Here is a 23,498-nt window from a genome sequence, read left to right as displayed (position 1 = left end):
AACTTTTTAATTCACGAAAAACTATATTAAATTAAAATTATATTAAAATATTTCCCACTAAAAGGCCAAAATAATTACCAACTATGTATCCAAATGTTCCAACTATAAGTATTGGTCCTACTAGTTTAGACCAGCCTTTTGATATTGCCATAGCTGCTGCTGTTGTAGGTCCACCAATATTTGCATTAGATGCAAGAATGGCTTCTTCTAAACTAAATTTAAATATTTTGGCAACTATAAATGTAACTAACATATTTATTAGTACCATTATTCCACAGTATAAAAGTAGTAGTGGTGATTTTTGAATTATTAATGTTATAGAAGCAGGAACACCTACTACTACAAAGAAAATATAAATCAAAAATGTACCTATCTCTTGTGCTCCTTTTATATCACTAAAGAATTTAGGCATAAAGGTAGCAAATAACATAGTCAAAGTAGTTATTATTAAATATTGATTACCGAATAGAGTATTTAACATTGCTAAAAAAGGATTTGATGTTGGTATTATAGCTTTGAACCAAGTTGATAACTCTACAGATACTGCAACAATTATAAATGCACTACCAATAGCTATTGCTATATCTTTTAAAGATATTTCTTTTCTTCCCCAATAGTTTGCTGCTATTGTTTCTCCTTCAGTTACATCAGTACGTTCCATCTCATCTACATGTGGATGTTTAAAATGTTTTCTAAAAAATCCAATGGATGGGATAGCTATTAAAACAAAGAAATATAAAGCCATTAAAAGATTATCTGCTACAACTGTTGCTGATACTAATTCTCCGGGTGCATTAAATGCTCCTGACATGGCTGCGAAGTTTACATTTCCACCTATATAAGAACCCGTCATCATAGCTGCAACAATATTTAAATCTGGTACTGCATTTTTTAATAGTAAAAATCCAACCATGGCTCCAAGAACAGTTCCTACAGAGCCTACAAGAAATATTACAAGTAATCTTCCACTTTCTTTCCATATCTTTTTAATGTTACATTGATATAACAGTAAAGCTATGGCTAAAGGAACAACATATCCCCATACCTGGTCATACACAACAGACTCTACTGGTATGATATTTAGATTTGATAGTAACATGGCTCCTACAAGAGCTATTATTGCCCCTGATATTTTCGATGCCCAGTTGTACTTTTGTTCCAGATAAATACTAAATGCTGCCCATCCAGTTATGACTGCCCATAGTACCCAAATATTATCAGGACTTACAAAACTCTTCATCTTACCTACCTCCTATTTCATTAAATTAAAATATTCAAATCAATATTCAATATATTGAATATTAGTTTTATTATAATCCATCTTTTCAGAAAATTCAATATAACATGGAAAATACATGAATAATAAAACTTTTTTATTTTATTACTCTTTAGAAATTATATGTTATAATCATGTCTGAGGGGGTTTGTATCTAATGAATATAGATGTCGGAAGTAAAATTAGAGCTCTTAGAAAATCTAAAAATATCAGTATTTCTACCTTAGCAAAGAACTCGGATTTAAGTACAGGCTTAATAAGCCAAATTGAGCGGAATATGGTTGTTCCATCAATTGTAGCAATGTGGAAAATATCAAAAGCTCTTGATATAAATATAGGTTATTTTTTTGATGAGATTGGAAAAGAAGACTCTGATATAGTAGTAAAGAAAAACAATAGAAAAAAAATAGTAACTAATGATTCTACAAAATTTTACGAACTTCTTGTTCCTAATTTATCTGGTAAGAAAATAGAATTTTTACTTGTTACGCTAGATGGTCATACAAAAAAAAGTAGTGAATTTGTAACACATGAAGGGGAAGAATGTGGTTATATAATAAAAGGAAAAATGAAGATAATACTTGGAAATAAGGAATATGTATTAGAAGAAGGAGATAGTTTTTATTTTAATAGTACTATTCCACATGTATATGAAAATTATGATGACGATGTATGTATCTCAGTTTGGGCAATGACTCCACCTTCATTTTAATATATTGAACTCTTACTTGAATATAAATTAATAAAAATCTGAAATAAATTAGTATGACAAATTTTATTCTAATTTATTTCAGATTTTTTTAGTTTATTAATTATATATATTTATTATTATATATTAAGCAGACAACTTTCATCTAAAATATTAGATAGTATCTCTTCTGTTCCACTCATTCCATTAAAAGTACTCGATATAAATGAACTTTCTGTTTCATTTTTATTTATATCACCATGCTTTAATACATATGCTTTATTTGAAATATTGAGCATACCATAATCCATAACAGAATCTCCTATTGCATAAAAAGACTCTATTTTTAATTCCTTAATCAAATACTTTATAGCATTTTCTTTTGAGATTTCTTTTGGTATAAAATAGATTTTTCTGCCACTAACATAGAATTTCCAATTTGTTGATTCCAATATATCTAGATACTCCCTGATTGAATCCAAATTAAATTTTGCAAAATCAACAACTATATAAAAAAATGTATCTTCTGCAACTTTAAAGTTGGTTATTCCTTCTACATTCAGATAATCTTTAAATTTTACAATCATACTTTCAATGGGTTCATAGTTAGACTTTAATTTATCTATTTCTTTACTCCATGATTTTAATATTTCATTATTTTTAAGTATAATTGCTCCATTTGAAGTTATACTAAATGGAAAGTGAATCCCATATTTATTAAATTCTATACGCTTAAATTGCTCTACTGTTCTAGTAGTTGTAGGTATAAACATACCATAATATTGTATTTGCTTTATTAAATTTATAGTATCTAAAGATATATAAGATATTTCTTTTTCTCTATAAATTTCTATATTAGTATATTTCTTATCAGTGTCTAAAAATTTATCAGAGTAAATAATGCTCCTGTCTAAGTCTGAAAAAACAATCATTCAGTATTCTCCTGTCTAATATATTTTCTAAATATCTTTCATGTTTTTTATTATTCCACAGCATTTATATGCTTTTAAGTCCATTTGTTCAACTTCAACATTTTTCTCTTTAGATAATATAAATATGTGCTCTAAAGATTTATCATTTAAGTCTTTAACTAGAATCTTATATGGAACTCTTCTAAGTAAAACTCTTGTTGTTTCTCCAACGCCTGGTTTGATAAAGTTAATGTCTGTTATGTTGTACTTTTCCTTTATATTTAAAACATCAAAATACCCATCTTTTGTTATAATATCACTTTCCCATTTATTAACTTCATCAGATATGTTCTTAAATTGATTTTTAAAACATGCTTCTATAGTTTCTATATAATTTATAGATTCGTCTTTATCTTTTAAATGTTTATAGAACTTAGCTCCATGAAAATCATCTTTACCAATTAAATCATCTCTTAATACAGTTCTACTTATTAATCCAGAAACAGTTGAATTTAAACATGCACTTGGTATTAAGAAATCTTCTCTAATTCCATAAAGACCTGAATATCCAGCAGGGTCAGCCAATACAGCAAGGGTTGAGTCAAAAGTTTTTTTAAATTTACTATTAAGCTCATCACATGCCTTTTCAAGTTCTTTTGATATAGTTCCTTTTCCAGTCCAACCATCTAAAAATTGAATCTCTGAATTTGGATGATTCTTTACTATATATTCAACTGCATTCATATCTATTCCTTTATCTCTTATTATAGAGATTGTATAATGAGGTAAATTTAGATTATACTTGTTTTTCAGATATCTCTTTGCCAAAATTCCAATAGGTGTACCTGCTCTAGCAAGTGAAACTAAAACCACATCATTCCCATTTTTTTTAATTATTTTTTCACACATAACCCCTATTGAAAATGCAAGCTTATCTTTATTTTGCTCTAGTTTATCATGATATAAATTCAGATAATCTTCACTAACTTCATACTCTATTGGTATCATTTCTGAATAATGACTACCACTTTGTATTTTTAATTCTCTCTCTTTATTTCCTTCTTCTTTAATTAAATTTGATATATCTTTTAATAAAAAGATAACATCATCCTTAGAATACGTGCTAAAATCTGCCATATGATTCAACTCCTATCTTAAAACTGTGATATATCTTACTCTCCTTAAAGCATTTAGCTACAACATACTATAGTAAGTTCTTTTATACTTGTATTTTTAATTATATCAATAAATTCCAGATAAGAATTTTTACTCTTATTTAACTCTACAAATAAATAACATTTAGAAAAATTATGTTTATCTATATTATAAATATAATTTTGAACATCTATATTATAAAAACTCTTTAATTTAAACTTACTTCTAATAGGATAATTATTTTTTTCAATATCAATAATTGGACTTCTTGTTGTTGAATGATAGTACACATCATATTGATTTTCTTTTTCTTTAGCAAACAACATTGGTATATACATAAATTCTTCAGTACCTAAAAATAGAATCTTTTCATTTTCATTTTTTAAAGATTCTTTATTATCCATAGTTATTTTTTTGCTTTCTCTCTTTACAATTTCTTTTAATCTAAACTGTTCTCTTCTATTGATTCCAAATCTACCTGTATATTTTACGTATTTCTTATTCCCAATATAATCTTCTAGGTCAACATTAATGTGATTTACTACTAAGTTTACTTTATCATTTGAAATAGATTGTGACTCAGCAGTATTATAATTATCATTGTAATTTGAAATAATATCTTCATTTATATCAAAATCAAAGTTTCCTTTAAATAAGTATACAAATTCTATCTTACAATCTAGTTCTTTTTCTAAATGAGTAACTTTTCTTAAGTTTTCATCACTCACCCAATTAAGTATGGAACATATTGTGTACTTCTTTTTAGGATAAATACTTTGAATCTTCCTAATTATATTCATACATGTATTAGCTGTGGTAATCTCATCATCAACTAATATCACCTCATCTCCAGTTTTGAAGTTGTTAAGCATTCCAAAGTATAGATTTTGGTCTGTTGCATGAGAATGTTCCTCTAAAAATTCTAGATTCTCTAACTCATCAAACTGTTCTCTAGTAGTGTGAATAAATTCGTATTCTCCACATAAGTAATCAAAAAAACTATGCCCAATAGCTGTACCAGTTTCAGCAAAAGCTATAACAGTACCATTTGATGTTACTTTATTTTTTTCATTATAAATTGTGGCTATTAATTTTCCCAAATTATCCATCTCACTTGGTTTGCATGCTAGATGCTTACCAAGTGTCTTTGATATGAATAAAAAACGTCTCTTACTATTGTTTCTTATTCCTATATCTAAAAAATCATTTAATTCTAAATTTAATGGATTATCAATAATGTCAATTTCACAATTAAAATTTAAGCAATTCTTCATAGTCTACTCCTTTATTTAATACACCATATATTTTAGATAGAATCAATGTTTTTTTAGCCCATAAAAAATGTGGATTTGTCTCATTCATTCTCTCTCCTAGTACACCTTTGCTCACACCATATTTGCTATTTGTGCTATTCAATATCTCTAAAGCATCAGTAAAATCTTCATATGGCACTGCAGATAGTGCTTGTACAATCTGAATTTGCATTGGATGAATTACTGTCTTTCCAATTAACCCATGAAATTTATCCAACAATATTTCTTCTATATACTTACTTCTTATATCCTTATTTGTCATATCAAAGAACTCTGATACTCCTCCACTTATAGGTATATCTAACTCTGGTCTTTGAAGATACGTAATTATATCTAGTATAAATGAAGAGCAAATCAAATTGTCATATATAGAAAAGTTTTTGTCTCTTCTTATGCCATACATACCTAATATGTCAGTTATACCTACTCTAATACTGAGTATTCTTGACTTGTGTTTTAAAATAGAATTGTATAAATTATTAAAACTCAATTCTTTACTTTCCTTATATATAAATTCCCTTGTCTCTATTATTGGAATAACATACATATCTTGAAGATTCATAGAGCTCAAAGCTTCTATGCAATTTTCTATTAACTCTGAATTTGCTTTAGGAATTAATATGCCTGTTATAGTATGACTATTTTTAACTATAATATCTTTAATCCTCAACAATTGCTCCACATCTTTTATCCTTACAAAAATTAATGGTATTCCATCTTTGTTTGTTATACTTTCATCACTAATATCTTTCAAAATTAACCTAAGATTTTCTATAGCCTCTAACTCTCCATTTACCCCAACAGCATCTTCTAAGCAAATAGCCAATGGTCTAACTCCTTTAACATCTCCTATAATACTCTTATAAATCATATTATATTGAGTAGCTGGAACGTATAAAAAAGCACCTAGTGCATATTTCAATACATCTTTTTCAGTCTTAGCATTAAAGTCTTCTGGCTCTTTCAAAAAAATTTTTTTCAAATCATCTTTGCAGATATAATCGAAATATTTCAATGTATGGCCTCCTCATATACATAGAAAGGGCCAACTTTATACAAATTAGCCCCTAATATACTACTTATTATAAATTATAGCTGTATTTAATTCTTCCAACCTCTTTGTATTATCCTTAATTAAAACTCTATTGTTTTCTTCTATTCTCATAGTTTCATCTATACCAGACTTAATAGTAGTATACATTTTTTCTAATGTCTCTATTTGAACAGAACTTGTTCCAGCCATTCTAGCTATTTGTGCACTTTGAGTACTTACATTTTGAGCATTTCTAAGCAATAATTCATTAGTCTTATCATCAAGTGCTTTTAGAGATTTTGCTTGCAATTCTTGCTTTTTAAGCAATATAGCTTGAGATAAACATTGTTTAAATACTGGTAAAGTTACAACAAATGCACTGTTTATTTTTCTAATTAAACCATAGTTATTATGTTGCATACCTCTAAGCATAGGTATTGTCTGTATGGCTATATTTTCTGCTATTCTTAAATCATATATTCTTTGATTTAACATATCATAAACTTTCAATAGCTCTTGATAATTAACAACATCCATTTGGTCTCCACTAGTTTCCGATTTTTGCTTAAAGAAAGGTAATATCTCGTTATCCATTTCTTCTATTGCCATTTCTCCAGCAACAATATATTTTTGAAGTTCATTATAAAACTCAAAGTTCTCATTTAACATAGAACCTATTTGCTTATTAGAAAGTGCTATATCTCTTTCATATTGTTCAAGTTCAATTTGGATTTTTTCAACTTCTCCTCCCAATGTTTCATATTTTTGAAACATCATTTCAATAGCATTATTAGCTTTTTTGAAAAGTTTTTGAACAAAATTTGGTTCCTTAGTTTCTTGAAAATCATCTAAATCAAACTTGTCCATTATTTTAGTCAAATGAACCAACATTTTAGAGTTTTCTTCATTTCTATTTAGTTTTATTGTATTTAAAAGACTATCAGAAACCCTTGCTACTCCTTCAGATGCTTTTCTACCAAATTGTAAAATTGTATCTGGGTTTTCTACCTCTATAAGAGACGTTAATGCCTCAACTTCCTTAGACTTTCTCAGTTCATTTTTTTTATTATTTGTATATTCCATTATATCAAAATTTTCTTCTTCAACAACTGTAGGTAAATTTTCAGCAATCTCTACAGAATTTTTATCTTTTGAAAAACTATTTATATTTATCCCCATCTAAAATCTTCTCCTCTTTCCAAAAATTTTTTTAAGTAAAGGTATATCATCTTCAAGTGAATTTAATCTAAGGTCATATACCATTTTATCCAATCTGTGTACATCAATCAATTGGTTATTTATAACATTCTCTATATTATTTTCTCCTCCTGGACACAATATAATAATATCAAATCCAATTTTACTTAGTAAAAGCATAAGGAAAACTATTTCTTTATCAAATACTATACTCTTGTACATATATATAATCAATTTTGGATTTATAAGAGAATAATCAAAATTATTCATCATATGAACAAACTTCTTATCCATATGAAGTATTGTAAACAGACCTTTTATCTTGTCCTCTCCACTTAAACCATTTAAGAACATATTTCCTTCTAATAACTCTTCAACCTTTTCTAAAATCATAATTTGTTGATTTAATGCCAATGTTGAAATAGAATAATCTTTATTATTTAAAACAGAATTTTTATCTATAACACCTTTTGAATTCAGTAAAAAAGACAAACTAAAAGCATCTCTTGTAAACTCTTTCGAAAATTTGTCTATATCCCCATTAAATTCAATAAATGTTGAACTTTCCGAATCTCTCAATAAATCTAAAAACTTAATATACTCATTTTTGTCATTATATATTCCATTAATCTTAGAGAGAAAATTTGGAACTTCTACAGTAACATCATTAAACTTAAATCCTGGTCTTAATTTTAATGGCTGATTCCAGTATATTGATATTTCATCAACAGTTGAACTTAAAAGTAAATTTTTTATTTTTCTATCTTGAAGCTGCCAAGGTTTTATAAATCCTGCATCATTTAATAACTCTTCGCTTATACGTTTTGATGCTTCTGCTCCCACAGTAAAAGCTTTTTTTACAGAACCTTTATCTATTTTTTCTCCTAAGATAACCCTTTCTTCAAAAGCAACTTTTTCTTCTATTATATTGGCTTCTTCAAACTCTACCTTGTATTTTTCTATGTTTAAAATATCTATATTACTCTTTGAATTTGGGTTAAGATATAAAACATCAAAGCCTGCCAAGTACAATATTAAGAGTAGATAAACTTCATGCTTTTTTATATCCCCATAAAATATTACTTTTGGAGCCTCATTTTTATTTATATCTAAAGCACCGATATAGATTTTTATCCATGCCATTATTTTCACTATAAAATTTTGTTTAACTCTATCATTAGTAAATTCTTTTTCTTCCTCTTTTAAAACTTTATCTATAGCTTTTTTTAGTTTATAATCAATCCCATCGAACCCTAAAATATTTATATCTACATCTTCCATACTGTTTCTATATTTTTTAAGTCCATTTTTAAAATAATTTATAATATCAAAATCACTAGGATTTGCTATAGCATCAGTAAATAAAACAATATCTTTTTTACTATCAATATTTTGTTTTGCCTTAAATATCTCAAGATTGTACAAAACCTCATCTTCTAAACCAATATATGAAATAAAATAACTTAGATATCCTTTTGAAGGAGTGTAATTTCCTCTATCTGATTGGCTGGAGAATATTTTTTCAAATACCTTTGAGTCGCCCATAATTATCCTCCCAATTTAAATGTTTATTTAGAACTGACTCAAAATACATATTTTGAGTCAGTTTGTTATTTTTTAAAAAATTTATTTTAAGCGGCTTTTTTTGGTTTTACTAGTCTTATTATACATTTTACAACTTCATTAACTACAACTACACTTGCTGCTACACATAGAACTTTTCCCCATGTCATAACATCCATAGCTACAGAGTTAAAGAAATCTTGGAATAGCTGAGTAAATATTACTTGCGCAATTCCTGTTAAAACTATTATTTGTAATGCTAATTTGTTATGTGTAAAGTTTGGAAAAATACTATCTGCATTAAATTCTCTACAGTTAAATGCATTAAACAATGCACTAAAAGCAAACAATGCAAACATTACAGTTCCTTTGTGAGCTTCATCAACTCCTAAGAAGTTAAATGTAGATTGTAGCATTAGTATTGTCGTTATATAGATTGCATTTAATACTATCGTATATACCATTGATTTAGAAATTATATTAGCTTTTCTATCAACAGGCTTTCTATTTAATACATGGTTTCTAACAGGCTCTAGACCTAATGCTAGTGCTGGTGGACCATCCATAATTATGTTTACCCATAATAATTGTATTGTAGTAAATGGCATCTCTTGTCCCATTACCTGAGATATTATAGCCACTAAAAAGGCAATTACATTTACTGTTAATTGGAATTGAACGAATCTTTGGAAGTTATCATAAATTCCTCTACCCCATTTAATACCTTTTACAATAGTACTAAAACTATCATCAGTTAAAATTATATCTGCTGCATTTTTAGACACCTCTGTCCCAGAGATACCCATTGCTATACCAACATCTGCTTTTGAAAGTGCTGGAGCATCATTTATACCATCACCTGTTACTGCAACAACATCTCCACTCTTTTGTAAAGCTGAAACTATTCTCATTTTACTATCTGGCTTACTTCTTGCAACGATTGAGATAGTTTGTATCTCTTCTTTTAATTCTTCATCATCTAAAGTATCTATATATGAAGCTTCAACTGCTCTCATATTTCCTTTTAATAAACCTAATTCTTCACCTATAGCTTTTGCTGTATTTATATTATCTCCTGTAAGCATTTTTACAGAAACACCAGCTTTGTTTGCTGTATTTACAGACTCTATAACATCTTTTCTAAGTGGGTCTCTTATACCAACAAAACCACTGAATACTAAATTACTTTCCATTGCACTAACATTCATAGCATCACTTTCAGCAGTTACTGCTGCTTCTTCTTCAGCTTGTGAGATTTCTTTATATGCAAAACCTAAAGTTCTCATTGATTTTATTTGTAATTTTTTTATTTCTTCTAAAATTTCATGTTTCACATTTTCAGTTATTGGAACTATGTCTTTTCCCCTTTGGATATGTGAACATAACTCAAGTAAAACTTCTGGTGCTCCTTTTGATAATAGTACATGATGATTATCTCTACCCATAACAGAAGTCATCCTTTTTGAGTCAGAAGTAAAAGGATTTTGAGCTACTATATTACAATCTTTTCTAAATTTTCTATAGTCTACGTTTTTATAGTATAAAAGTAATGCACATTCAGTAGCACTTCCCAAATACTTAACATCACCATCGTTATGCTCTATATCAGCTGTAGAGTTTATCATACAGTTTTCTTCAAAATAACTATTTATTTCTTCTTCTGAACTTTCAATATATCTTCCATCAATATATGCAACTTCTACAGTCATTCTATTTTCAGTTAATGTACCAGTTTTATCTGAACATATTACAGAAACAGAACCTATAGTTTCACAAGCTTCTTTTTTAGTAACTAATGCATTTATTTTGGCCATTTTTTGCATTGTTATTGCAAGTGTCATATTTATCATAGTTGGAAGACCTTCTGGTACTGCTGCAACTATTAACGCAACACATACTGTAAATGCCGTTTTAACAGGGTCTATTGATTCTAAAAATGGTAATATTCCAGACATATCTACATTTAATACATTCTTACTTACCATTTGAAAAACCATAAATATAAATAATAATCCTGCTACTGCACTAGAAACTTTAGCTATCAATCCACCTAAATTTCCAAGTTTTATCTGAAGTGGAGTTTGCTCATCTGTATCTGATAAGTTTTGAGCTATTTTACCCATCTCACTACTATCTCCAATTGAAGTTACAACTAGAGTTCCTCTACCATAGGCTACAAGTGTACCACCAAATACCATATTTATTTGTTTTGCAGGTATTGGCTCTTGTACTACTAATGCTCCTTTAGATTCTATTTCTTCCATAGAAACTACTACATCACACTTTTTAGATACATCATCAGATTCCCCAGTTAACATATCCTCTCTAACTTTAAGATTTATAGTCTCTATAAGTCTACCGTCAGCAGGTACCATGTCACCAGTTTCGATATATACTATATCTCCTGGTACCAATTCACTTTTAGAGATTTGATGTACTTCTCCATCTCTCAATACTTTAACTTCTATGTTTTCAGTCAATTTAGAAAGAGCATCTGCTGCTTTCTTAGAACGACCTTCTGTAATCATACCTATTGCTATACCTATTGCTATAGCTCCTACTATACCTATTGCATCATGAGTTTCTCCAATTACTGCACTTACTACTGCTGCAATAATCAAAATAACTATCATTGGTTCACTTAAACTGTCTTTTAAATCATCCCAAAAGCTTCCTTCTTCTTTTGGTGTAAACTCATTTAAACCATACTTTTCTCTTCTTTTCTTGACTTCTGGTTCTGATAAACCTTTTTCAGGGTTAACAGATAAGTCTTCTGTTACCTCTTCTTTATCTACATTATAATATTTGATATCATTATTAAATTCCATATGCACACTCAATCCTGTCTAAATTTTGCATTACTTCCTTAAGACCCGCATCCTTTGTTCCTTCACCTATTGCTTTAAATTGCCAACTTCCATCTTTTCTATATATAGCTCCCACTATAAGAGTAGTTTTTTCAGAATAATTATCAGATAGATTATATTTAGCTATCTCTTTCTTATTATTTTGGTCTTCAACTCTTATATAGGCATTTTCTATCATACCAAAATGTTGTTTTCTATCCACACAGTTGTATATGTTTACTACAAATAACAATTTGTGAATATTTGATGGAACCTTATCCAAATTAACTAGGATTTGTTCATCATCTCCTGTACCTTCACCAGTTAAATTGTCTCCTGTATGCAATACTGACTTACAGGCACTTTTTAGATTTCCAAAATAAATTAAATCTTTTATTCCACTCAATTTTCCTTCTTGATTAAGCATAAATACAGATGCATCACAATCTATATCAGCTTGTCCTCCACCAAACAGAGCTTTAAAAAATCCTCCCCCTGCTTGTTGCACAGGGTCCCATCCCAAACCTACAAGTATATTACTCAGTCCAGGGTTCGATTTTTTCAAATCTATTTTATCACCTTTTGATAAATTAATCGACATACTAAACCTCCACAAAATTTTATATAATATAACCTATACATTTTTGTATAGGTTATTTATATTTAATATATTATATTACTCAAATTAAACATTTAATCCATAATTTCTACAAAGTGCTTCTAAGCCACCTTCAAAACCTGCTCCAACTGCATTAAACTTCCATTCTCCATTATACTTATATATCTCACATACTGTAATTGCAGTTTCTATACTAAATTCTTCACCCAAGTCATATCTTAATATTTCTTCGTCATTTTCAGAATTTAAGACTCTTATATATGAGTTACTTACTTGTCCAAAATTTTGTCTTCTTTCGGCAGCTTCATATATTGTAACTGTTACAGCTATCTTTTGAATATGCTTTGGCATTACATCTAAATTTACTAGTATTTCCTCGTCATCTCCATCACCTTCACCAGTTCTATTGTCACCCAAGTGTTCAACTGCTCCTGATGTATGTTTTAAGTTATTATAGAATATAAAATCTTCATCTTTTTCAACTCTTTGTGATTCTCCTACCATGAAAACACTTACATCTAAATCATAATCATATCCACTATCAAATGAATTTGTATCCCATCCTAATCCAAGTTTTATATTTTTAAGACCTGGATTTCCTTTAGTTAAATCAATTTTTTGTCCTTTTTTTAATACTATAGCCATGGAAAATACCCCCTCTAGTTTATTATTATATTTGAAATTATAAGTTTATTCCAAAGTTTCCACATAGTGCAGCAAGACCACCTTCAAAACCAGAGCCTAGTGCATTAAACTTCCATTCTCCATTATGCTTATATATTTCAGCTACTACTATAGCAGTTTCTATACTAAAATCTTCTCCTAATTCATACTTTATTAGCTCTTCATTCGTATCTTTATCTACTATTCTTATATAAGAATTACTTACTTGTCCAAAATTCTGTCTTCTCTCAGTTGCATCATGAATTGTAACTGTAAAAGAAATCTTGCTTATTTCTCCAGGAATCTTAGATAAATCAACAACTATTTGTTCATCATCTCCATCACCTTCACCAGTTCTGTTATCACCTAAATGTTCAACTGCTCCAGATGTATGTTTTAAATTATTGTAAAATACAAAATCTCCATCATTAGTAACACTTCCACTTGCTCCTGTTAAAAATGCTGCTGTATCTAAATCAAAGTCAAATCCACCATCATACTTGTTAGTGTCCCATCCTAAACCAACTAAAATATTTTTAAGGCCTGGATTTCCTTTAGTTAAATCAACCTTTTGGCCTTTTGATAATGTTATACCCATAATTTATCGCTCCCTTGTTAATTTTAGCTAAACAAATCTTGCTAATTATTTATCTTTTTCTTTAATCATATTATATCATTTTTTATTCATTTGTGAAGAAAACTTACTTGATATTTTTAAAATATAATTAAAAAAATGTTTATATTTCTTACTTTTTACATAGATTTTACATACTTTATTAAATATGTAAAATCTATGTTTAATATGTAATTATATATCATTTGTATGAACAAGTACATATTTTATTTTGAAACTACAAAATTCTTGTACTATATTGTTTTAAGTTGTTTTATAATAGATTATATCATCTTATTTTATAGGAGAAAAAATATGCTTTGTACTATTAAACCATTAAAGATTTTAATAAAAAAATCACATGAACCTCTAATTGAATTTATGTCTAATATGCCATATACAAGTAAAAGTTCTTCATACATTAAGGAAGTCTACTTTACACGATATATAGGTGTTGAATATTCAATTGATAAGTACATAGAAAAAATCAAAAAGATAGACGATTATTTTTTTAATAATCCAAAAATTCCTTATATTAGATTAAGTAATTTAAATATGAGTTTTGACAAATCACAAACAGATAATATGCTTAAGATTTTTAATACTTATGATAAAGTTAAATTTAATAGCTGGAACTTATATAGTATTGACTTTCCATGCAAGATAGAAAATGATACTTTAGATTGGACTAAAAAAATTGCATTTAAAAATACCTTAGATTTATTTGATACAAGTATGCCAAATTCAACACCTTCTATTGTTAAAAACTTTGCTGTTAAACTTTTGTGTTGGATAGAATACTTTCTACCTAAGTTATTTTATAATAAAACAAAAACTAATATCTCACCAAAAATAGTGTACTTTGGAAATATTAAGAGACAAGAACTTTTTTTCTTATATTTTTTATCACAACTTGGATGTGATATTTTATATATAAACCCATGTAAAGATATTATTGATTTATATCCTGAATGTTCAAATTTTTCTACTCTATTTGAGCTTTCTAAAAAGAGTACAGATATATTAGAAATACCTTTTGAAAAATCTGTTTCGAATATAAACTATAAAGAAGATACCAATAAAATCTACACTTCTACAGATAGACCTCACTCTGAAAGTACTTTTATTAACACAAAACATACATCTAAAAAACCTATACAAAATAAAGAAATAGAACTTTCTTATGAAGAACTTGCAATGTTATCATCTTCTATCGTTATGATTGTTGTGTGTAATAGTGAGGAAAAACCATTCAAGAGTGGTTCTGGAGTAGTAATAAATAGCGAAGGTTATATACTTACAAATCTTCATGTAGTTAATGATGGGTACTCATTTTTGGTTAGATTTGAAAATGATGATAATGTTTATACTTCTTACCAAATTATAAAGTATCATACAGATTATGATTTAGCTGTAATAAAGGTTGATAGAAAATGTAAACCAATACCTATCAATGTTAGTAAAAAACCTGTAAGAGGTCAAAAAATAGTTGCAATCGGAAGCCCTTTAGGTCTTTTCAATACAGTTTCAGATGGAATTATCTCAGCTTTTCGTGATTTTGAAACAGTTCAAATGATACAATTTACAGCTCCAATCTCTAGTGGTAGTTCAGGTGGAGCACTTTTAGATATGTTTGGAAATTTACTAGGGTTGATTTCTGCTGGTTATGATGATGGGCAAAATCTAAATTTAGCAGTAGAAAGTAACCTTGTCAAAATGTTTGCCAACAATTTTATTGAAATAATAAAATAAATGTATCTGGATAAACTTTTAATAAAATAGCCAGAACTAAGTTTTTGATAATAATATATATCAGAAATTTAGTTCTGGCTATTTCTAAAATACAATACAAGAAAAATCTAACACAAGATTAGTATTTAATATTTTTATCTTCCATAAATATTTGATACCACATACAAAAGATGAATATAGTCCATATTTTTCTTGAATTATCCTTATGTCCTTTAAAATGTTCCTCTAAAAGATTTATTGCATATTTTTTATCTATAAAATCATCTACATTTGAATTAGAAATAGTTTCTTTTACAACTTCTCCTAAAGAATCTTTTAACCAAATTCTTATTGGTGTTGGAAAGCCTAATTTTTTTCTTTGGATAACATGTTCTGGAACTATATCTTTAAATGCTTCTCTAAGTAAAACTTTTGTATTACTCTTTGTTGTCTTTTGATCCATCCTCAAGTTCTTTGCTACATCAAATACATCTTTATATAAAAATGGAGCTCTAAGTTCAAGTTGCTCACATATAGAAATTTTACTCATTTTTTGAAGTATATCACCCTGAAGCCATGTATTCATATCTATATGTTGCATCTTGCTTATATAATCATAATTATGCTTCTGTGCATCTCTATACAAGTTAGATAACAAGTACTCATATATATTTTTCTCTTTATATTTATAAAAGAAATTTTTTACTTCACTATTTTCAAAAATCTTTGCATTTCCTATATATCTTTTTTCTAGTGGTGTTGTAGCTCTATAAAAGTAATTTTTTCCCTTCATGTTAGGCATAAGTTCTGAAACTCTTCCTAATATACTTTTAACATACGTAGGTGAGTTTACAATGGATTTCATATTATTATATTCCTTATATATATTATATCCTCCAAATAATTCATCTGCACCTTCTCCAGACAATGCTACTTCAACATGTTTACCTGCTTCTTTGATTAGAAAATAAAGTCCTACTTCTGAAGGGTCTGCTACAGGGTCATCCAAAGAATAAATTATTTTTGGTAATGCTTTTATATACTCATCTTGTGTTATATTAATTTGAATATTTTCTATACCTAACTTATCAGCTGTTTTCTTTGCTATTTCTAACTCACTATATCCTTTAACATTAAATCCTACAGAAAAGGATTTTATATTTGGATTAATTTGTGAAGCTAAAGTAGTTATAATAGATGAATCTATACCACTAGATAGAAATGTTCCAATTGCTCTATTTCCTATCATATGACTTTTTACTGAATCCATTATCACATTTCTTACATCTTCTTCGCTTACATCTCTATTCCCTAAATGATTCTTAGTATAAAAAAATTTTGTACTACTTCTAAATTCAAGTTTGTTATATCTTTTTAAAGATAATATTCCATTTTCCACTCTAAAAAAATGACCTGCTGGTATCAACCTTATTCCTTGTATCATAGTATCTTCAGGAAGTACATATTGAAATGAAAAATAGCTTTGCAAACTTCTTTCATTTATATTTAGATTTTTTATATATTCAAGCATAAATTTATACTCTGAGGCAAAAATGATTGATTTTTCATTATTTATATAATAAAGTGGTTTTATTCCAAATAAATCTCTCGCTCCAAATATACTTTCACTTACTTTATCATATATTATAAAGCTAAACATACCTTTTATCTTATGTACACAATTCTTACCAAACTCTATATAAGATGCCAATAAGATTTCAATATCATCATCAGTAGTAAAAGTATGCCCTTTTTCAATCAATTCTGCTTTTATTTCATGACAATTATATATGCTTCCATTAAAAACAATAACTTTTCCATCCTTTTCAAATGGTTTATTCCCACAAATAACATCTATTACATCAAATCTCTCAAAATCAAAAGTTTTTTCATCATTTTTAAATTTTTCTCTACTATCGAGATTTACATTATTAATATTATTTATAGACTCTTTTTTTTTAAGTTTAATATCTTCTTTTTTAGATATATCTCCTTTATAATAAATTGAAATATTGCCATCCATACTATCAAAATTCCTTCCTATCTTTTAGTCTTGTTCTATATCTCATAGTTTTGTCTTTAGATTTAAAACTTATTCAATTTAAAAGAAAATTACTATCAAATTTTTATAAATTATTTGCTAATCTTTCATATTTTTTTTATTTCTAGAAATACTATATTAGGAGGTGATTTTTATGAAGAAAAAAATGTTAATACCAGTTATTATGTCTTTATTTATAATTTCACAGTGTATAACTTCATTTGCTTTTACACCTGAAAACAATAAGTTTAAGGTTAAACCATTACCTTATGCATATGATGCACTTGAACCTTATATAGATAAAGAAACTATGAAATTGCATCATGATAAACACTATCAAGCTTATGTTGATAAATTAAATGCTGCTCTTGAAAAATATCCTGAGCTTTACAATTATTCTTTATGTGAATTATTGCAAAATTTAGACTCTTTGCCTAAAGATATTGTTACAGCAGTAAGAAACAATGCAGGAGGTGCTTACAATCATAAATTCTTTTTTGATATAATGACTCCTGAAAAAACTATCCCTTCTGAATCTTTAAAAGAAGCAATCGATAGAGACTTTGGTTCTTTTGAAAAATTTAAAGAAGAATTCAAAAAAGCTTCTTTAGATGTTTTCGGTTCTGGTTGGGCTTGGCTTGTAGCTACTAAGGATGGTAAATTATCCATTATAACTACTCCAAACCAAGATAGTCCTATAAGTAAAAACTTAACTCCTATAATAGGACTTGATGTTTGGGAACATGCTTACTATTTAAAATATCAAAATAGAAGAAATGAATACATTGACAACTGGTTTAATGTAATAAATTGGAATGGAGCTTTAGAAAACTATAAAAATTTAAAATCTCAAGATTAATTAAATATTAAAATCCTTTTGAAAAAAACTTATGTTTGCTATATAATAGAATAAAAGATAGTCTAAATTTACCAATATTATGTTTATAGTGACGATTCAGGAGGATTTTTATATGATAAAAGAAACACATGAAAGGGGAGGATATATATTTGCACTTTTGATACTCCCCTTTATAAACAATATATATCTAGTCAAATACGATATTACATATAAAATAGTATTAATTATGGTTTATATTTATTTTGCATATTTAGGGTCTTTGTTTCCAGATATAGATATGCGAGGTTCTCATATAAGTAAAAAATTTATATTGATATACAAATTATTTGGAAGCAGGTTTAGACATAGAGGATTTACCCATAGCCTAATTGCTTTATTGCTTCTTTATAGTTTTTTTAAATCTCTAACAATCTTTACTCACAACAATATAGTTTTCTCATGTTTGTCTAGTGGATTTATAATAGGGTATCTATCTCACCTGTGCCTTGACCTTATTACTAAAGAAGGTATTGAACTGTTTTACCCCATTACCATAAACATTTCTTTACTCCCTATAAAAACTAACTCAAAAACAGAAAAATTCATATCTAAGCTCTTAAATTTCATAGTTATTTTTTTGATTGGATATCAATTTTATATTTTACTATAGTTACGTTTGTCAACTCATATTTTGTTTAATAGTTCTTAAAAGATATTGTACCTAATAAACAAAAAAATAAAAAGTATCTTAAAATAATGCTTTGTAAGTTAATTATTTTTTGATACTTTTTATTTTTTAGAAAACTAAATTTTTCTATTATCTCTATCATCATTGTGTTTTTTATGATGAAATTCATAATTATGATTTTCAAGGTTTTTATTGACTCTATTTCCAATCTTCCATGATAAAAACACCAGCAATATAAATGATGCTATCTTTAAAGGACTTGTTATAAATCCTTCTATGTCACTTGCCACATAACTTATTACTATAAACATTACAAATTTGCCTGCCAACATTGCTGGCACAAAATCTTTTATATCTTTTTTACCAAAAGCTGATGCAATAGTAACTAAACAACCAGGCATAAATGGACAGGCATATGCTATAAACAATAACTTAAATCCCTGTTTATCCATCCAACTTATTGCCCTTTCAGTTTTACTATTTCTCAACTTATTAAAAAGCTTACTGTCATTAAATCTGCTTATTAATAAAAATAATGAGGTTGTCCCAAGTCCTGAGCCAATCCATGATAACAAACATCCAAGAAATAACCCTTGTATTGCAGCATTTGCTGTAACTATGGCAACAAGTGGTAGGGCTGGTATAAAGCTTTCTATAAATGCACTTAACAAACCAATTATTGTAGCTAGTACCCAATAGTTTTGAGTCAAATCAAGTAATTCTTGTATATACTGCATATTGCTTTTCCCCTTTTTTAACTTTAACTATTATTATATACTCTATATTGTTATTATATACCAATCTCAAAAAAGGAATCTAACATTAAAAAGTAAACAATCTATATAAATTTACAGTTAAGGTATGATTATTTTATTATATATTATAACAAAAAAGTCTTAAAATATGAATTGTCATATTTTAAGACTTTTTCGGTCTTATATTTAAACTATAGTATATCTGCTTTCATAATATCTTCAAAATCACCCTTTTCAGATATTAATCTTATCAATTTAACAGTACAACTTAAATCATTTATAAGTATAGCTCCAACTAATGAACCATCTTTAATAAATAATTTTTTGTATATTCTCTTTCCTTCATCTTTTGATGAAATTTCTTTATCAAAATTTTGTATATTACCAATACTAAATACTTTTACATTCATTGCATCTAATGAAACTGGATACACATCACTTTCAAATGTCAAATTATCTCCACTTGCATTTGCACCTGCTATTTTTCCCATTTCCACTGAGGATGGCCATATTGCTAAACTAGTATTTTCTACTTGTGCAACATCTCCACAAGCATATATATCTTTAACAGTTGTCTGTAATGTCTTATCTACAACAATACCCCTGTCAGTTTTTACAGATGTATCTTGAACTATTTGTGTATTTGCTCTTACACCAATAGAAAATACTACCATATCACATTCAACACTATCTCCATCTTTGAATATAACTTTTTGTGCTTTTCCATTTCCATCGACACCATCAACTGCTACACCTAATCTTACATCTATTCCTGTATCTCTTACACATTGCTCTAATATTTTACTACCTTCTTTATCAAGTTGTTTTGATAGTATACCATCCATCGCTTCAACTACTACTACTTCTAATCCTTTTAATCTAAATTCCCATGCAGCTTCAAGTCCTAATAGACCTCCACCAATTACCACAACTTTCTTAGATTTTTCTAAGGCTTCCTTTACACTGTATAAATCTTTTATATTTCTAAGAGTAAACACATTTTCTAAATCATGCCCTTTAATTGGTGGTATAAAGTTTCTACTTCCTGTAGCTATTACAAGTTTATCAAATTTAATGGCACCATCATTTACTATAATAGTTTTATTTACTTCATCTAACTTATCTACATTTGTTCCTAATATTACTACTATATTGTTTTCGTCATACCAAGCTTTATCTTCCATATAAAAATCTGAACCAAGCTCTTCATTTATGCCATCAGAAAGTGCAGGTCTATAGTAAGTTAATTCATCTTCATTAGAAATCATAGTTATCTTACAAGTTTTATTTCTTTTTCTTATAGCATCTGCTGCATAAAAACCAGCTGCTCCATTTCCTACTATTACAAAATATTCATCAGTATCTTTTCTAAAAGTAACTTCATCTTCTTCAACTTCTATAAATTGGTCTTCTTTCGCTCCACATACAGGACATACACTAGGAGCACTATCCCCTTCAAATACTTCATTACAAATTACACATTTAAATTTCTTAGTTTTCTTTTTACTTCCAAAAGTAGAATTTAATTTATCCAAGAATTTACCTGTATAAGAATGTAATTTTTCTAACTCTTCATTTGATGGTTTAAAGTTAACAGCAAATGGTTTTGCAGCTTTCATTCTAAGCTGATTTATTCTCTCCATAGCATTTTCTATACCTTCTCCACTCCATCCATATGAACCAAATACTGAAGCAACCTTTCCACCATGAATAACTGGATTTAAGGATACTAAAATATCCCATATAGGCTTTAATGCGTCTCCTAATATTGTTGGTGTACCAAACAATACACCTTGTGATACTGCTATCTTTGCTAAAATATCTTCTTGTTTATTCTCTATTACATCAAATAAGTTTACTTTATAATTGCTGTTTTGTTCAATATATGCTTTTATAGCTTCTGCCATAATCTTTGTATATCCATGTGCAGAAACATAACAAATTGTAACTTCTTTTTCTAATTTTATTTGTTCATTTACACTCCAGTTATAATAAAGGTCTATAATTTTTCTAGGATTTTCAGTTAATACTGGTCCATGACCTGGACATACAGTATCTATATCTAAGTCTCTTATCTTTTCTATAGCAGTTACCATAGATGGCTTGAATGGTCCCATTATACAATCATAATAGTATCTTAAAGCATCTAAGTAATCCTTTTCTTCGTCTTCATCAAGTGTGTTTACTATCTTATCATTACTATAATGACTACCAAATGAATCACATGTTACAAGAGTCTTGTCTTCTTTAATATATGTGTATATAGTATCTGGCCAATGAAGCATAGGAACAGAGAAGAATTCTAAAGTCTTGTCTCCAATTGATAATGCATCTCCATCTGCAACTGCAATATACTCAAAATCTTTGTTTACTATTTCCTTAAGATATTTAATTGCAGTTTCTGAAGCTACTACTTTTGCATTCTTAGCTAAATCCAAAAGTTTTTCAACACTTCCTGCATGGTCTGGTTCAGTATGACTTACAACAATATAGTCTATTTTTTCAAAATCTATATTTAAATCATTTAATCGTTCAATATAATTGTCAAAATGCTTATCTTTAACTGTCTCAAATAAAACTGTTTTTTCTGTTCCTTTTAATACATATGAATTATAAGTAGTTCCATAAGGTGTATACATAATTATGTCAAATACTCTTAAGTCAGGGTCAAGTGAACCTACCCAATATAAATTTTCTTTTATTTTTAATGATTTCAATGACATACCGTACTCCTCCTAAAATAGTTATTTAATCTTTTTATACCCTGCTTGTTATATTTTAAACAAATTTTATTTAAAAAAGAAATTATTACAAAAGTAATTTAAAGCTTCTAATCTTCTTTTTCTACCTCCAATATAGTTCCCTTTTTAGAATCTACCTTTATGTCATATTCATTTTTATCTTTATCTATTCTTATTTTATAAAAAGTAACATCTAAATCTTTATCTAAACTCCATTTTTTTACCCTTCCATTTTGTTCTTTTAATGCAATCTCCATAGCTTTTTGAGGTGTTATTATATCATTTAAGTCTAATTTTTCTTTTCTAGCTACTCCATTTAAATCTTCTGAATCCAATTTTTCTGTTTTATCCTGTAGTACATCTTTTGTATTAGCGTCTATTTTCATCTTATACTCATTATTATCATCTACACCTTCAACAGTATAAACAAATTTATTTAAGTCTCTTTCAAGGCTTAAATCTACTATATCAGCATCTTTATACTTATCTTTAAATATGCTTACTGCATCTGTATATGGTACTTTAAAATCTTGTTCATTTAAATTTTCATTATTTTTTTCATCTTTTAAATCCTTATTTGACGCATTTGTCTCTTTCTTCGTATTATCTTGTGCCTGTCCTGAATCTGTAGTTGGATTTCCACTACATGCAGTCAATAAACCTGCAACAAGTATACTTACTACTAATAAATATGTTTTTTTACACATAAAAAAACCTCCTTAAATACTTAATTTATTCTATATTATGCCCTCTAAACCCTTTATTTACCCTTTTATATTAAATTTACTTCCTACTTTGCTAGTTTTAAGACTATAAAATTTATATCT

General features: G+C 27.8%; 19 protein-coding genes. 4 read left to right on the top strand and 15 right to left on the bottom strand.

Translation table 11 applies throughout. From position 1 onward, the window contains the following. Window positions 1–37: 37 nt before the first annotated feature. Window positions 38–1,240: a DUF819 domain-containing protein gene (locus tag Q3287_RS11225; RefSeq protein ID WP_054270125.1), complete on the bottom strand. Its 1,203-nt coding sequence runs from the start codon at window positions 1,238–1,240 to the stop codon at window positions 38–40. A 193-nt stretch (window positions 1,241–1,433) separates the two neighbouring features. On the opposite strand from Q3287_RS11225, the gene Q3287_RS11220 reads away from it, so the two are divergent. Continuing rightward, window positions 1,434–1,988 (top strand): cupin domain-containing protein, encoded by a 555-nt coding sequence (locus Q3287_RS11220; RefSeq protein ID WP_161803435.1) that lies wholly within the window; start codon window positions 1,434–1,436, stop codon window positions 1,986–1,988. 116 nt (window positions 1,989–2,104) lie between these two features. On the opposite strand, the gene Q3287_RS11215 is transcribed toward Q3287_RS11220, so the two are convergent. The 10 genes from Q3287_RS11215 to Q3287_RS11170 all read right to left on the bottom strand — a co-directional run bounded on the left by Q3287_RS11215 (window position 2,105) and on the right by Q3287_RS11170 (window position 13,862). Next, the gene (locus tag Q3287_RS11215; protein ID WP_407964097.1) at window positions 2,105–2,896 is read right to left on the bottom strand and encodes an HAD hydrolase family protein; all 792 of its coding nucleotides are present in this window, start codon (window positions 2,894–2,896) and stop codon (window positions 2,105–2,107) included. Between the two features lie 27 nt (window positions 2,897–2,923). Continuing rightward, the gene (locus tag Q3287_RS11210) at window positions 2,924–4,012 is read right to left on the bottom strand and encodes a cysteine protease StiP family protein (RefSeq protein ID WP_054276586.1); all 1,089 of its coding nucleotides are present in this window, start codon (window positions 4,010–4,012) and stop codon (window positions 2,924–2,926) included. A gap of 53 nt (window positions 4,013–4,065) precedes the next feature. Then, on the bottom strand, window positions 4,066–5,304 hold the full coding sequence (locus tag Q3287_RS11205) for a phosphoribosyltransferase family protein (RefSeq protein ID WP_054270122.1): 1,239 nt from the start codon (window positions 5,302–5,304) through the stop codon (window positions 4,066–4,068). Further along, window positions 5,282–6,358, bottom strand: a complete 1,077-nt coding sequence (locus Q3287_RS11200) for an HpcH/HpaI aldolase/citrate lyase family protein (RefSeq protein ID WP_054276585.1) — start codon at window positions 6,356–6,358, stop codon at window positions 5,282–5,284. Before Q3287_RS11200 ends, Q3287_RS11205 begins: the two co-directional genes overlap by 23 nt. A 60-nt stretch (window positions 6,359–6,418) precedes the next feature. Continuing rightward, the gene (locus Q3287_RS11195) at window positions 6,419–7,555 is read right to left on the bottom strand and encodes a toxic anion resistance protein (RefSeq protein ID WP_407964096.1); all 1,137 of its coding nucleotides are present in this window, start codon (window positions 7,553–7,555) and stop codon (window positions 6,419–6,421) included. Continuing rightward, window positions 7,556–9,118: a YceG family protein gene (locus tag Q3287_RS11190; protein WP_054270119.1), complete on the bottom strand. Its 1,563-nt coding sequence runs from the start codon at window positions 9,116–9,118 to the stop codon at window positions 7,556–7,558. Between the two features lie 86 nt (window positions 9,119–9,204). Further along, window positions 9,205–11,964 (bottom strand): calcium-translocating P-type ATPase, PMCA-type, encoded by a 2,760-nt coding sequence (locus tag Q3287_RS11185; RefSeq protein WP_074179803.1) that lies wholly within the window; start codon window positions 11,962–11,964, stop codon window positions 9,205–9,207. Continuing rightward, window positions 11,954–12,583 carry a TerD family protein gene (locus tag Q3287_RS11180; protein ID WP_407964095.1) on the bottom strand — a complete coding sequence of 210 codons (630 nt, stop codon included), beginning with the start codon at window positions 12,581–12,583 and terminating at the stop codon, window positions 11,954–11,956. The genes Q3287_RS11185 and Q3287_RS11180 overlap by 11 nt, the downstream gene beginning before the upstream one ends. An 84-nt stretch (window positions 12,584–12,667) precedes the next feature. Beyond that, complete coding sequence (locus tag Q3287_RS11175) at window positions 12,668–13,246, bottom strand: TerD family protein (RefSeq protein ID WP_054270117.1); 579 nt, start codon at window positions 13,244–13,246, stop codon at window positions 12,668–12,670. 37 nt (window positions 13,247–13,283) lie between these two features. Then, window positions 13,284–13,862 (bottom strand): TerD family protein, encoded by a 579-nt coding sequence (locus Q3287_RS11170; protein WP_003420269.1) that lies wholly within the window; start codon window positions 13,860–13,862, stop codon window positions 13,284–13,286. Between the two features lie 330 nt (window positions 13,863–14,192). Here Q3287_RS11170 and Q3287_RS11165 point away from each other — a divergent pair, with 330 nt between their 5' ends. Beyond that, a complete protein-coding gene (locus tag Q3287_RS11165; protein WP_407964094.1) occupies window positions 14,193–15,629 on the top strand; it encodes a trypsin-like peptidase domain-containing protein in 1,437 nt (478 codons plus the stop codon). Window positions 15,630–15,747: 118 nt separating this feature from the next. Here Q3287_RS11165 and asnB read toward each other — a convergent pair whose 3' ends face one another. Next, window positions 15,748–17,631 (bottom strand): asparagine synthase (glutamine-hydrolyzing), encoded by a 1,884-nt coding sequence (gene asnB / locus Q3287_RS11160; RefSeq protein ID WP_407964093.1) that lies wholly within the window; start codon window positions 17,629–17,631, stop codon window positions 15,748–15,750. A 172-nt stretch (window positions 17,632–17,803) separates the two neighbouring features. Between asnB and Q3287_RS11155 the strand changes: the two genes are divergently transcribed. Both Q3287_RS11155 and Q3287_RS11150 read left to right on the top strand, forming a co-directional pair. Beyond that, window positions 17,804–18,508 carry a superoxide dismutase gene (locus Q3287_RS11155; RefSeq protein WP_054270114.1) on the top strand — a complete coding sequence of 235 codons (705 nt, stop codon included), beginning with the start codon at window positions 17,804–17,806 and terminating at the stop codon, window positions 18,506–18,508. Window positions 18,509–18,620: 112 nt separating this feature from the next. Beyond that, window positions 18,621–19,157: a metal-dependent hydrolase gene (locus tag Q3287_RS11150; protein ID WP_054270113.1), complete on the top strand. Its 537-nt coding sequence runs from the start codon at window positions 18,621–18,623 to the stop codon at window positions 19,155–19,157. Window positions 19,158–19,291: 134 nt separating this feature from the next. Here Q3287_RS11150 and Q3287_RS11145 read toward each other — a convergent pair whose 3' ends face one another. The 3 genes from Q3287_RS11145 to Q3287_RS11135 all read right to left on the bottom strand — a co-directional run bounded on the left by Q3287_RS11145 (window position 19,292) and on the right by Q3287_RS11135 (window position 23,378). Then, window positions 19,292–19,912, bottom strand: a complete 621-nt coding sequence (locus Q3287_RS11145) for a TVP38/TMEM64 family protein (RefSeq protein WP_054276579.1) — start codon at window positions 19,910–19,912, stop codon at window positions 19,292–19,294. Between the two features lie 209 nt (window positions 19,913–20,121). Beyond that, window positions 20,122–22,653 carry an FAD-dependent oxidoreductase gene (locus Q3287_RS11140; RefSeq protein WP_407964092.1) on the bottom strand — a complete coding sequence of 844 codons (2,532 nt, stop codon included), beginning with the start codon at window positions 22,651–22,653 and terminating at the stop codon, window positions 20,122–20,124. Window positions 22,654–22,760: 107 nt separating this feature from the next. After that, the gene (locus tag Q3287_RS11135) at window positions 22,761–23,378 is read right to left on the bottom strand and encodes a PepSY domain-containing protein (RefSeq protein WP_407964091.1); all 618 of its coding nucleotides are present in this window, start codon (window positions 23,376–23,378) and stop codon (window positions 22,761–22,763) included. Between the last annotated feature and the right edge of the window lie 120 nt (window positions 23,379–23,498).

The organism is Clostridioides sp. GD02404 (genome assembly GCF_045898275.1).
Lineage (GTDB): Bacteria > Bacillota > Clostridia > Peptostreptococcales > Peptostreptococcaceae > Clostridioides > Clostridioides difficile_A.
The sequence above is the reverse complement of the archived record's forward strand: the minus strand, read 5'-3'. Positions and strand labels throughout refer to the sequence as shown.

Excerpts from the sequence above, each read along its gene's own strand:
- Q3287_RS11225 (WP_054270125.1), bottom strand. The coding sequence starts at position 1,240 with ATGAAGAGTTTTGTAAGTCCTGATAATATTTGGGTACTATGGGCAGTC.
- Q3287_RS11220 (WP_161803435.1), top strand. The coding sequence starts at position 1,434 with ATGAATATAGATGTCGGAAGTAAAATTAGAGCTCTTAGAAAATCTAAA.
- Q3287_RS11215 (WP_407964097.1), bottom strand. The coding sequence starts at position 2,896 with ATGATTGTTTTTTCAGACTTAGACAGGAGCATTATTTACTCTGATAAA.
- Q3287_RS11210 (WP_054276586.1), bottom strand. The coding sequence starts at position 4,012 with ATGGCAGATTTTAGCACGTATTCTAAGGATGATGTTATCTTTTTATTA.
- Q3287_RS11205 (WP_054270122.1), bottom strand. The coding sequence starts at position 5,304 with ATGAAGAATTGCTTAAATTTTAATTGTGAAATTGACATTATTGATAAT.
- Q3287_RS11195 (WP_407964096.1), bottom strand. The coding sequence starts at position 7,555 with ATGGGGATAAATATAAATAGTTTTTCAAAAGATAAAAATTCTGTAGAG.
- Q3287_RS11190 (WP_054270119.1), bottom strand. The coding sequence starts at position 9,118 with ATGGGCGACTCAAAGGTATTTGAAAAAATATTCTCCAGCCAATCAGAT.
- Q3287_RS11185 (WP_074179803.1), bottom strand. The coding sequence starts at position 11,964 with ATGGAATTTAATAATGATATCAAATATTATAATGTAGATAAAGAAGAG.
- Q3287_RS11180 (WP_407964095.1), bottom strand. The coding sequence starts at position 12,583 with ATGTCGATTAATTTATCAAAAGGTGATAAAATAGATTTGAAAAAATCG.
- Q3287_RS11175 (WP_054270117.1), bottom strand. The coding sequence starts at position 13,246 with ATGGCTATAGTATTAAAAAAAGGACAAAAAATTGATTTAACTAAAGGA.
- Q3287_RS11170 (WP_003420269.1), bottom strand. The coding sequence starts at position 13,862 with ATGGGTATAACATTATCAAAAGGCCAAAAGGTTGATTTAACTAAAGGA.
- Q3287_RS11165 (WP_407964094.1), top strand. The coding sequence starts at position 14,193 with ATGCTTTGTACTATTAAACCATTAAAGATTTTAATAAAAAAATCACAT.
- asnB (WP_407964093.1), bottom strand. The coding sequence starts at position 17,631 with ATGGATGGCAATATTTCAATTTATTATAAAGGAGATATATCTAAAAAA.
- Q3287_RS11155 (WP_054270114.1), top strand. The coding sequence starts at position 17,804 with ATGAAGAAAAAAATGTTAATACCAGTTATTATGTCTTTATTTATAATT.
- Q3287_RS11150 (WP_054270113.1), top strand. The coding sequence starts at position 18,621 with ATGATAAAAGAAACACATGAAAGGGGAGGATATATATTTGCACTTTTG.
- Q3287_RS11145 (WP_054276579.1), bottom strand. The coding sequence starts at position 19,912 with ATGCAGTATATACAAGAATTACTTGATTTGACTCAAAACTATTGGGTA.
- Q3287_RS11140 (WP_407964092.1), bottom strand. The coding sequence starts at position 22,653 with ATGTCATTGAAATCATTAAAAATAAAAGAAAATTTATATTGGGTAGGT.
- Q3287_RS11135 (WP_407964091.1), bottom strand. The coding sequence starts at position 23,378 with ATGTGTAAAAAAACATATTTATTAGTAGTAAGTATACTTGTTGCAGGT.